4 protein-coding genes, 2 tRNA genes and 4 rRNA genes are annotated in these 11,930 nt (G+C 46.4%); 7 read left to right on the top strand and 3 right to left on the bottom strand.

Annotation, left to right across the window (positions count from 1 at the left end; genetic code table 11):
- The first annotated feature begins 44 nt into the window (after positions 1 to 44).
- From rrf (MKS89_RS14565) to MKS89_RS14535, 7 genes are all read left to right on the top strand, one after another.
- Positions 45 to 160 (top strand): 5S ribosomal RNA (rrf, locus tag MKS89_RS14565).
- Positions 161 to 535: 375 nt separating this feature from the next.
- Positions 536 to 2,077, top strand: a 16S ribosomal RNA gene (locus tag MKS89_RS14560).
- A gap of 63 nt (positions 2,078 to 2,140) precedes the next feature.
- Positions 2,141 to 2,216: transfer RNA gene (locus MKS89_RS14555), tRNA-Ala, on the top strand.
- Positions 2,217 to 2,515: 299 nt separating this feature from the next.
- Positions 2,516 to 5,405, top strand: a 23S ribosomal RNA gene (locus MKS89_RS14550).
- Between the two features lie 82 nt (positions 5,406 to 5,487).
- A 5S ribosomal RNA gene (gene rrf / locus MKS89_RS14545) occupies positions 5,488 to 5,603 on the top strand.
- Together the 16S, 23S and 5S rRNA genes with 2 tRNA genes alongside form the textbook arrangement of a ribosomal RNA operon.
- Before the next feature lie 28 nt (positions 5,604 to 5,631).
- Positions 5,632 to 5,708, top strand: a tRNA-Asp gene (locus MKS89_RS14540).
- 117 nt (positions 5,709 to 5,825) lie between these two features.
- A protein-coding gene (locus MKS89_RS14535) for an IS630 family transposase (protein WP_252518332.1) occupies positions 5,826 to 6,852 on the top strand; the annotation gives its coding sequence in 2 pieces (ribosomal slippage) (positions 5,826 to 6,275 and positions 6,277 to 6,852; 1,026 coding nt in all).
- A gap of 372 nt (positions 6,853 to 7,224) precedes the next feature.
- Here the strand turns inward: MKS89_RS14535 and glnG are convergent.
- The 3 genes from glnG to glnA form a co-directional block, all read right to left on the bottom strand.
- Positions 7,225 to 8,628 carry a nitrogen regulation protein NR(I) gene (glnG, locus tag MKS89_RS14530; RefSeq protein ID WP_072962283.1) on the bottom strand — a complete coding sequence of 468 codons (1,404 nt, stop codon included), beginning with the start codon at positions 8,626 to 8,628 and terminating at the stop codon, positions 7,225 to 7,227.
- Positions 8,629 to 8,733: 105 nt separating this feature from the next.
- Positions 8,734 to 9,783 (bottom strand): nitrogen regulation protein NR(II), encoded by a 1,050-nt coding sequence (gene glnL / locus MKS89_RS14525; protein ID WP_072962285.1) that lies wholly within the window; start codon positions 9,781 to 9,783, stop codon positions 8,734 to 8,736.
- Positions 9,784 to 10,097: 314 nt separating this feature from the next.
- Positions 10,098 to 11,507: a glutamate--ammonia ligase gene (glnA, locus tag MKS89_RS14520; RefSeq protein WP_072962288.1), complete on the bottom strand. Its 1,410-nt coding sequence runs from the start codon at positions 11,505 to 11,507 to the stop codon at positions 10,098 to 10,100.
- Between the last annotated feature and the right edge of the window lie 423 nt (positions 11,508 to 11,930).

The following is an 11,930-nucleotide window of genomic DNA, read 5'->3' as shown; positions in this document are numbered from 1 at the left end:
GATTGTGTAGAGAGAGAATCAGCTTTTCGAATTGAAAGAATTTGCTTGGCGACGATAGCGTTTTGGACCCACCTGATCCCATGCCGAACTCAGTCGTGAAACGAAACAGCGCCGATGGTAGTGTGGGGTCTCCCCATGTGAGAGTAGGACATCGCCAGGCTTTAATTTTGTTACTTGCTTCAACAGAAGCAAGTCACCATAAAGCTTTTCAGAAGATGAAAGTTTTATGTTGACTTTCAAAGTAGGTGGCGTATTATACGCGTCCTGCCTAAGTGCTAACGCACTGAAAGCAAAGCTCTTTAACAATATAGACCAATCAATCTGTGTGGGCACTCGTCGATAAATATCCAATAAGATTTTATCAATGAACCGAGTGACCAATATCAAGTTGGAAAGCAGTTTACTGTTATCTGACAAGAGCACAGTCAATTCAACATTACATATGTAATGTGACTTTTTGCTTCTGCTTTTTTTTAAAAAAGCGGAGACGAAAAGCAGTATTCATTGAGCCGACACTTCGGTGTCACAAAAACTTTAATTGAAGAGTTTGATCATGGCTCAGATTGAACGCTGGCGGCAGGCCTAACACATGCAAGTCGAGCGGTAACAGAAAGAAGCTTGCTTCTTTGCTGACGAGCGGCGGACGGGTGAGTAAAGCCTGGGAAATTGCCCTGATGTGGGGGATAACCATTGGAAACGATGGCTAATACCGCATAATGTCTACGGACCAAAGAGGGGGACCTTCGGGCCTCTCGCGTCGGGATATGCCCAGGTGGGATTAGCTAGTTGGTGAGGTAAAGGCTCACCAAGGCGACGATCTCTAGCTGGTCTGAGAGGATGATCAGCCACACTGGAACTGAGACACGGTCCAGACTCCTACGGGAGGCAGCAGTGGGGAATATTGCACAATGGGCGCAAGCCTGATGCAGCCATGCCGCGTGTATGAAGAAGGCCTTCGGGTTGTAAAGTACTTTCAGCAGTGAGGAAGGATATAGCTTTAATAGAGTTATATTTTGACGTTAGCTGCAGAAGAAGCACCGGCTAACTCCGTGCCAGCAGCCGCGGTAATACGGAGGGTGCGAGCGTTAATCGGAATTACTGGGCGTAAAGCGCATGCAGGTGGTTTTTTAAGTCAGATGTGAAAGCCCGGGGCTTAACCCCGGAGTTGCATTTGAAACTGGGAGGCTAGAGTACTGTAGAGGGGGGTAGAATTTCAGGTGTAGCGGTGAAATGCGTAGAGATCTGAAGGAATACCGGTGGCGAAGGCGGCCCCCTGGACAGATACTGACACTCAGATGCGAAAGCGTGGGGAGCAAACAGGATTAGATACCCTGGTAGTCCACGCCGTAAACGATGTCTACTTGGAGGTTGTGGCCTTGAGCCGTGGCTTTCGGAGCTAACGCGTTAAGTAGACCGCCTGGGGAGTACGGTCGCAAGATTAAAACTCAAATGAATTGACGGGGGCCCGCACAAGCGGTGGAGCATGTGGTTTAATTCGATGCAACGCGAAGAACCTTACCTACTCTTGACATCCTCAGAAGAGACTGGAGACAGTCTTGTGCCTTCGGGAACTGAGAGACAGGTGCTGCATGGCTGTCGTCAGCTCGTGTTGTGAAATGTTGGGTTAAGTCCCGCAACGAGCGCAACCCTTATCCTTGATTGCCAGCACTTCGGGTGGGAACTTCAGGGAGACTGCCGGTGATAAACCGGAGGAAGGTGGGGACGACGTCAAGTCATCATGGCCCTTACGAGTAGGGCTACACACGTGCTACAATGGCGTATACAGAGGGTTGCCAACTTGCGAAAGTGAGCGAATCCCAAAAAGTACGTCGTAGTCCGGATTGGAGTCTGCAACTCGACTCCATGAAGTCGGAATCGCTAGTAATCGTGGATCAGAATGCCACGGTGAATACGTTCCCGGGCCTTGTACACACCGCCCGTCACACCATGGGAGTGGGCTGCAAAAGAAGCAGGTAGTTTAACCTTCGGGAGGACGCTTGCCACTTTGTGGTTCATGACTGGGGTGAAGTCGTAACAAGGTAGCGCTAGGGGAACCTGGCGCTGGATCACCTCCTTACGAAGAGATATTTTAGATGAGTGTCCACACAGATTGATTTGGTTTATAAGCAAAGAGAGTTATGGGGCTATAGCTCAGCTGGGAGAGCGCTTGCATGGCATGCAAGAGGTCTGCGGTTCGATCCCGCATAGCTCCACCATCTTTAAGGGTTTTTAGACAGAATCTTTAAAAATGGTTTTGTAATATACAAAATCTTTGCTCTTTAACAATTTGGAAAGCTGACAAAATAATGTGTGTTTCTTTGGAAACAGACGATTATTTGTAAAAGTTCTCAATCCTTTCTCGAAAGAGAAAGACCAACACAATCAAGTGTTCTTGGAATGACACAATTTAGTGTCTATTCAATTGAGTCCGGCAAAACCAGTCTCTCGCTCATGTAAAATAATGAGAGACACCTAGGTTACTGATAATGCAGCTCGAAACTTCTTCGGGTTGTATGGTTAAGTGACTAAGCGTACACGGTGGATGCCTTGGCAGTCAGAGGCGATGAAGGACGTACTAACTTGCGATAAGCGTAGATGAGGCAGTAAGAGCCACTTGAATCTACGATTTCCGAATGGGGAAACCCACATGCAGCAGCATGTATCATCAGGTGAATACATAGCCTGATGAGGCGAACCGGGAGAACTGAAACATCTAAGTACCCCGAGGAAAAGAAATCAACCGAGATTCCGACAGTAGCGGCGAGCGAAATCGGAGTAGCCCTTAAGCTTTTACAGCGTTAGGTGAAGTGTCTGGAAAGGCACGCGATAGAGGGTGATAGCCCCGTAACCGAAGGCGTTGTTGAAGTGAAAACGAGTAAGGCGGGACACGTGATATCCTGTCTGAAGATGGGGGGACCATCCTCCAAGGCTAAATACTCCTGACTGACCGATAGTGAACCAGTACCGTGAGGGAAAGGCGAAAAGAACCCCTGTGAGGGGAGTGAAATAGAACCTGAAACCGTGTACGTACAAGCAGTAGGAGCACCTTCGTGGTGTGACTGCGTACCTTTTGTATAATGGGTCAGCGACTTATATTCAGTGGCAAGGTTAACCGATTAGGGGAGCCGTAGCGAAAGCGAGTGTTAACTGCGCGTTTAGTCTCTGGATATAGACCCGAAACCGAGTGATCTAGCCATGGGCAGGTTGAAGGTTGAGTAACATCAACTGGAGGACCGAACCGACTAATGTTGAAAAATTAGCGGATGACTTGTGGCTAGGGGTGAAAGGCCAATCAAACTCGGAGATAGCTGGTTCTCCCCGAAAGCTATTTAGGTAGCGCCTCGGACGAATACTACTGGGGGTAGAGCACTGTTAAGGCTAGGGGGTCATCCCGACTTACCAACCCTTTGCAAACTCCGAATACCAGTAAGTACTATCCGGGAGACACACGGCGGGTGCTAACGTCCGTCGTGGAGAGGGAAACAACCCAGACCGCCAGCTAAGGTCCCAAATTACAGCTAAGTGGGAAACGATGTGGGAAGGCTCAGACAGCTAGGATGTTGGCTTAGAAGCAGCCATCATTTAAAGAAAGCGTAATAGCTCACTAGTCGAGTCGGCCTGCGCGGAAGATGTAACGGGGCTAAGCTGTAAACCGAAGCTGCGGCAATGCGATTTATCGCATTGGGTAGGGGAGCGTTCTGTAAGCCGTTGAAGGTGTGTTGTAAAGCATGCTGGAGGTATCAGAAGTGCGAATGCTGACATGAGTAACGACAAGGGGGGTGAAAAACCTCCCCGCCGGAAGACCAAGGGTTCCTGTCCAACGTTAATCGGGGCAGGGTAAGTCGACCCCTAAGGCGAGGCTGAAAAGCGTAGTCGATGGGAAACGGGTTAATATTCCCGTACTTGTTGTGAATGCGATGGGGGGACGGAGAAGGCTAGGTGGGCCTGGCGACGGTCGTCCAGGTTCAAGTGCGTAGGCTGTAGAGTTAGGCAAATCCGGCTCTACAATAGGCTGAGACACGATGTCGAGCATCTACGGATGTGAAGTCATTGATGCCATGCTTCCGGGAAAAGCCTCTAAGCTTCAGTTCACAAGAAATCGTACCCCAAACCGACACAGGTGGTCGGGTAGAGAATACCAAGGCGCTTGAGAGAACTCGGGTGAAGGAACTAGGCAAAATGGTACCGTAACTTCGGGAGAAGGTACGCTCTTGACGGTGAAGTCCCTTGCGGATGGAGCTGATGAGAGTCGCAGATACCAGGTGGCTGCAACTGTTTATTAAAAACACAGCACTGTGCAAAATCGTAAGATGACGTATACGGTGTGACGCCTGCCCGGTGCCGGAAGGTTAATTGATGGGGTTAGACTACGGTCGAAGCTCTTGATCGAAGCCCCGGTAAACGGCGGCCGTAACTATAACGGTCCTAAGGTAGCGAAATTCCTTGTCGGGTAAGTTCCGACCTGCACGAATGGCGTAATGATGGCCACGCTGTCTCCACCCGAGACTCAGTGAAATTGAAATCGCTGTGAAGATGCAGTGTACCCGCGGCTAGACGGAAAGACCCCGTGAACCTTTACTACAGCTTGGCACTGAACATTGAGCCTACATGTGTAGGATAGGTGGGAGGCTTTGAAGCAGTCACGCTAGTGATTGTGGAGCCGACCTTGAAATACCACCCTTGTATGTTTGATGTTCTAACTTGGCCCCATTATCTGGGGTGAGGACAGTGCCTGGTGGGTAGTTTGACTGGGGCGGTCTCCTCCCAAAGAGTAACGGAGGAGCACGAAGGTGGGCTAATCACGGTTGGACATCGTGAGGTTAGTGCAATGGCATAAGCCCGCTTAACTGCGAGAGTGACGGCTCGAGCAGGTGCGAAAGCAGGTCATAGTGATCCGGTGGTTCTGAATGGAAGGGCCATCGCTCAACGGATAAAAGGTACTCCGGGGATAACAGGCTGATACCGCCCAAGAGTTCATATCGACGGCGGTGTTTGGCACCTCGATGTCGGCTCATCACATCCTGGGGCTGAAGTCGGTCCCAAGGGTATGGCTGTTCGCCATTTAAAGTGGTACGCGAGCTGGGTTTAGAACGTCGTGAGACAGTTCGGTCCCTATCTGCCGTGGGCGTTGGAGAATTGAAAGGGGCTGCTCCTAGTACGAGAGGACCGGAGTGGACGAACCTCTGGTGTTCGGGTTGTGATGCCAATCGCATTGCCCGGTAGCTAAGTTCGGAATCGATAACCGCTGAAAGCATCTAAGCGGGAAGCGAGCCTTGAGATGAGTTCTCCCTGGCGCTTAAAGCGTCCTGAAGGGTTGTTCGAGACTAGAACGTTGATAGGCAGGGTGTGTAAGCGCTGTGAGGCGTTGAGCTAACCTGTACTAATTGCCCGTGAGACTTAACCATACAACACCGAAGGGGTTTTAGGGCTCATTAAGAGACTTGATTGTGTAGAGAGAGAATCAGCTTTTCGAATTGAAAGAATTTGCTTGGCGACGATAGCATTTTGGACCCACCTGACTCCATGCCGAACTCAGTCGTGAAACGAAACAGCGCCGATGGTAGTGTGGGGTCTCCCCATGTGAGAGTAGGACATCGCCAGGCTTTAATTTAGCACCAAGCTAACCAATGCGGAGCGGTAGTTCAGTTGGTTAGAATACCGGCCTGTCACGCCGGGGGTCGCGGGTTCGAGTCCCGTCCGCTCCGCCACTTATTTTGAAACCCTGATAGCGATGTCAGGGTTTTTTGTGTCTGGCGGATAGAGTCCCATTCTTATACCAATCGCACTAATTTTATGATCTAATGTCAACTTCAATAGGAGCTGATATGATGACCTCTGACTTCCCAAAACTTATTCGTGAAACATCTGATGCTAGGATGCGTACGAGACTTCTTGCTATATCTCATTTCGTGGATGGAAAAAGCCGCACTCAGATCGCCAAATATTTAAAAGTCAGTCGTACCAGTGTCAATAACTGGGTGGTGACTTATTTGAAGAACGGTGTTGAAGGCTTAGTAGAAAAGCAGCATACAGGCCGTCCTCCACGACTGACTGAAGACCAGCTATCTCAGTTAAAGCTGTACATAACTTCCAATGCGATTAAGCCTGAAGGTGGAAGACTACAGGGAACAGATATTATTGAATTCATACATGAGGAATTTGGCCTATCGTACAGCTTATCAGGTATCTATAAAATATTGAGAAAGCTTGATTTAGTTTGGATAACAACGCGTTCAAAGCACCCAAAGCAATCTGTAGAAGCGCAAGAAGCTTTTAAAAAAATTCCAAATCGAAACGATCCTTAAGATCCCAGGACATGTGGCTTTAAAAGATGTTCAAATCTGGTTTCAAGATGAAGCCAGATTTGGCCAGCGCAACACAACCACCCGAATATGGGCAGAAAAAGGGACTCGCCCCAGAGCGGTACAACAACAGCAATTTGAGTATGCGTACCTCTTTGGAGCGGTGTGCGTTAATACCGGAGAAACTGAAGCTATTGTTGTGCCGATGAGCAACATGGAAGCAATGAAAGAGCAACTCAGGCTCATTTCTCAATCAACACCCACGGACAAACATGCTGTCGTCATCATGGATCAAGCCAGTTGGCATCAAAGTTATCTTGCCGATTCATTCAAGAACGTGACTATCATTCATATACCGTCCTATTCACCGGAACTGAATCCAATAGAGCAGGTATGGAGTTGGTTACGTCAGAACGAAATAGCCAATAGGTGTTTTGAATGTTATGACGATATTGTCGACAAGCTGTGTAGTGCTTGGAATCGTTTTTGTGCAGACAAAAGCAGAGTCATTTCACTCTGCTTTAGAGATTGGACCATGTTGACCAATTAATTAGTGCGATTGGTATTACGTTTCATCGACAGTCCGAGTTGCGCGGTCGTTCAGTGGGTTAGCCTTTCTTTTTAAAAACAGCGGCCTGTCACGCTGCCGTGAGGCAATCGCGGGTTCGAGTCCCGTCCGCTTATCCGTGAAGAGAAAGCTACTTCACCAACTCCCTTTTGTCCGTTATAGCCTTGTTTACAACTTACAACATAAGCGAATCAGTACTTTCGTTTAAGCATATAGTGATGTCCTAAACCGCTTTTTGCAATATATGACTCATCGTTGAGTTGTGGTAAACAGTGGCTATATTGCTATTGGATAGAGAAATAGCAATATAGCCACTGAAGCAGACTTTTTATTTTCAACAAGAATAGGTGAGGTTTAGTAGAGTTCCTTTAATTTTCGAGTCAATGTATTTCGCCCCCACCCTAACACTTTTGCTGCATCTTGTTTATGTCCATTGGTATGGTTTAATGCCGCTTCTAAAAGGATTCGCTCAAATTCAGGTAAAGCATAGGATAAGAGATCCGTTTCACCGGCAGACAGTGCCGTTCTTGCCCACGCGTCTAATTGTTTCTGCCAGCTGGAATCATTATCGAATTCAACATTTTTCTTTTCTGATAACAGTTCTGAGGGTAAGTCATTAGGAAGGACTTCTGTACCACTTGCCATGACCGTTAGCCAACGACACATGTTTTCTAACTGCCGTACATTACCCGGCCAATCAAGACGATTGAGAATCTCCAATGATTTTGGATGCAGTGTTTTCATTTCAACACCGAGCTCCTTGGCCGCAAGTGCTAAGAAATGTTTAGCCAGCTTTTCGATGTCCTGACGACGCTCTCTGAGTGCAGGAATTTGAATTCTGATGACGTTTAAGCGGTGAAACAGATCTTCTCGGAACTTACCTTGATGGACAAGTTTCTCAAGGTTCTGATGCGTTGCAGCAACGATTCGAACATCTACTTTGATTGCTGAATGCCCACCAACACGATAAAACTGCCCATCAGCCAGCACGCGCAGCAATCGAGTTTGAATATCGAGCGGCATGTCACCTATCTCATCTAGAAATAGCGTTCCGCCATTCGCTTGTTCAAATCGACCTTGTCTGACATTGTTTGCACCGGTAAATGCTCCCTTTTCATGCCCGAATAACTCTGACTCAATCAAGTCTTTCGGAATGGCAGCCATATTTAAGGCAATAAACGGCTTTTGCACGCGTGGACTATGCCGATGTAAAGCATGGGCGACCAGCTCTTTCCCTGTTCCTGATTCACCATTGATTAATACGGAAATTGAAGAACGTGAAAGACGTCCAATGGCCCTGAAGACTTCTTGCATAGCCGGTGCCTCTCCAAGAATCTCTGGGGTATTATCTGTATGTATCAGATGACCCGACTGATCTTTTCGCTGCTCTTGACCATGAGCAATGGCGCGTTCAACTAGTGTGAGTGTTTCATCAACATCAAAAGGCTTGGGGAGGTATTCAAAGGCGCCTTTTTGATAGGCGTTTACTGCGGCATCTAGATCAGAATGAGCCGTCATAATGATTACAGGGAGCTCTGGTGAACGAGAGTGGACTTGATGTAATAGCTCGATACCATCAATACCAGGCATGCGTATGTCGGATACTAATACGTCAGGAGATTCTCTTTCCAGAGCCATCAGAACACTCTCTGCATCGGAGAAAGTTTCACATTTAATGTTGGCTGAAGACAGGGTTTTTTCCATCACCCATCGAATAGAGCTATCGTCATCGACAACCCATACGTATCCTTTACTCATAATCAGTATTCCTTAAACAGCATCTGTCACTAACGTTCGCTAAGCGTTAAAATTTTTGTTCCGTTAATGGTTCGTTCATTGGTTCTATCATTGAACGGATCATCATTAATTTATCGGTAGATAGATGGTAAAAATGGTCCGTCCCGGCCAGCTTTCAACCTCGATCTTGCCATTATGTTGATCAATTAAATTTTGAGAAATCGATAATCCCAGCCCGCTACCCCCTTCTCTTCCGCTGACCATTGGATAGAAAAGCGTATCTTGCAACTCGTTTGGAATCCCCGGTCCGTTATCGATAATTTCAATTCGGGCCGCAAGTTTGTGTCGTTGTCCATGTATATTCGCTTGATGCACTGTTCTGGTGCGAAGCGTAATTTTTCCATGTTGTTGTGATGACAAAATTTGTGCAGCATTACTGACAATATTCAGTAGTGCCTGCTCAATTTGATCCATATCCATTATGATATTGGGCAAACTTGGGTCATAATCGCGTTCAATCACAAGATGAGAACGGGCATCGAGTTCGATCAATTGACGGACTTTCTCTAGAATTAAGTGCAAATTTTCAGACTGTTTTTTCCCTGGTTTTTGAGGCCCAAGGAGCCGATCAACCAAAGATCGAAGTCGGTCAGCCTGTTCAATAATAATTTGTGTGTATTCTGTCAGACTCTGATTTGGGAGCATCCTTTCTAATAATTGCGCAGCCCCTCGTAATCCCCCCAGTGGATTCTTAATCTCATGGGCCAATCCTCGTACGAGTAACTTTGCGGCCTGTTGTTGGGCATGTTGGTTTAATTCCTGACTCAAACGACGTTGTTGACCGATTTTCCTCATCTCAACTAACAACATTAATTTTTTTTGCCAAGTTAACGGGCTAACCGTGACCTCTAGCATCAGGGGTTTACCATCGACTACAAATGTTACGTCACTGTCGGTAATACTTTGGCCGCTCTGCAATGGTTGTGAGAGGAGCGCGAGATCAAGAGATGCATGTTGAATTAGGTTGGATAAGGGTTGATTAATAATCCGCTTGGCACTTTGTGAGAATAGCTGCTCTGCTGAAGGATTCGCATAGCGGACACATAAAGACTCATCCAGTATCAGTGTGGATGTCACAATATTGTTCAATATTGTTGTACTAAGTTCACTACTCATGAGTGGTCACCATGTTCCAAAATGACGCATTGCACACAAATGGTGCGTTAATAGAATGAGTATGGCTAACTAAGGGATAAATACAAGTCTCTCTTCTTTGAAATCAGTCAGTTCAACAGCACTTTGGTCCAATTTCACGACAACTGTAGCCATGGTTTATTACATTAGATATGAATGCAATTATCTTGCCTGATATGCTCTTTGTTTGTGAGGTTTGCGAAAAGATTTATGATGATATTTCAATAAGTAATCTTCACTTGGTGTAAAAAAGCCCGCCAGAGGCGGGCCTAATAATATAGATATGAATTGTGAACTTATACAGAGTAGTACATGTCGAATTCAAGTGGGTGAGTTGTCATATTGATACGAGTTACATCATCTGATTTCAGAGTAATGTAAGAATCGATGAAATCATCAGAGAACACACCACCCGCAGTCAAGAATTCACGATCCGCATCCAAAGCTTCCAATGCTTGTTGGAAAGACTCTGCAACAGTTGGGATTTGTGCGGCTTCTTCTGCAGGCAGATCATACAGGTCTTTATCTGCTGAATCTCCAGGGTGAATCTTGTTCTTAATTCCGTCTAGACCAGCCATCAGCATCGCAGCAAAAGCCAGATATGGGTTCGCTGTTGGGTCTGGGAATCGAACTTCGATACGACGTCCCTTAGGGCTTGGCACAACAGGAATACGGATCGATGCACTGCGGTTACGAGCAGAGTAAGCAAGCATAACTGGCGCTTCGAATCCTGGAACCAAACGTTTGTATGAGTTTGTTGAAGCATTCGCGAATGCGTTGATTGCACGAGCATGTTTGATGATACCACCGATGTAGAACAAGGCTGTTTCAGACAAACCGCCGTACTTATCACCAGCAAATAGGTTAACACCATCTTTTGCCAGAGATTGGTGACAGTGCATACCAGAACCGTTGTCGCCGACAAGCGGTTTCGGCATGAAAGTCGCAGTCTTACCAAATGCATGAGCAACGTTATGAACAACATACTTATAGATTTGGATCTCATCTGCTTTCTGTGTCATGGTGTTGAAACGACAAGCGATTTCGTTCTGACCGGCGGTTGCGACTTCGTGGTGGTGTGCTTCAACAACCAGTCCCATCTCTTCCATGATCAGACACATAGCACTACGGATATCCTGAGATGAGTCAACTGGAGCAACAGGGAAGTAACCCCCTTTAATACCCGGACGGTGACCTTTGTTTCCACCTTCGATTTCTGAACCCGTGTTCCATGCAGCTTCTATGTCATCGATTTTGTAGAAAGAACCGGACATGCTAGTTGAGTATTTTACATCGTCAAACAGGAAGAATTCTGGTTCAGGACCGAATAGCACGGTGTCCGCAATACCTGTAGAGCGCATGTATTCTTCAGCGCGTTGTGCAATCGAACGTGGGTCACGGTCGTAGCCTTGCATGGTTGCCGGCTCTAAAATGTCACAACGGATATTTAATGTGGAGTCTTCTGTAAATGGGTCTAAAACAGCAGTTGAGGCATCTGGCATCAGGACCATGTCAGATTCGTTAATTCCTTTCCAGCCGGCAATAGATGAACCATCAAACATTTTACCTTCTTCGAAGAAGTCAGCATCGATTTGGTGAGCAGGAATAGAAACGTGTTGCTCTTTACCCTTTGTATCTGTAAAGCGTAAATCAACAAACTTAACTTCGTTTTCTTGGATCAGCGATAGAACATTTTCTACTGACATCTTGGACAACCTCCAGTGTTAAAAAATCGGTAAAAGCTCGACTTGGTTTAAGCATCAATTAACTTTGTGTTTATCACGTTAACTAAAGCTAAAACTTTACTAGCCAAAATCGTGCCATGATTAAAAATCCTTTTAATTCAATGCATTAATAAGATAATGAGCTTTCAGTTATCAATCATTGCACTAAAATGATTTGCGCATTGCACTAATATGGTGCGTTTGGATTTCAGTTGCACCAATAGTTGTCAACCGCCTCTCTATTCAGCCCTATGAATAGGCAATTTGTCAAACTGCATTTGATGGTTTTTTCTGCTTTCTGGTCGTGAAAAGTTGTGATCACCACTATTTTTGAACGTGATGGATTCCAAAGACTAAACTCTAGAAGAGTGACTTAATGTACGAATAGAAGAAATAAGCCTGTTT

This window comes from Vibrio gazogenes, from assembly GCF_023920225.1.
GTDB lineage: Bacteria > Pseudomonadota > Gammaproteobacteria > Enterobacterales > Vibrionaceae > Vibrio > Vibrio gazogenes.
This window is presented reverse-complemented; position numbering and strand designations above follow the sequence as displayed.

Excerpts from the sequence above, each read along its gene's own strand:
- glnG (WP_072962283.1), bottom strand. The coding sequence starts at position 8,628 with ATGAGTAAAGGATACGTATGGGTTGTCGATGACGATAGCTCTATTCGA.
- glnL (WP_072962285.1), bottom strand. The coding sequence starts at position 9,783 with ATGAGTAGTGAACTTAGTACAACAATATTGAACAATATTGTGACATCC.
- glnA (WP_072962288.1), bottom strand. The coding sequence starts at position 11,507 with ATGTCAGTAGAAAATGTTCTATCGCTGATCCAAGAAAACGAAGTTAAG.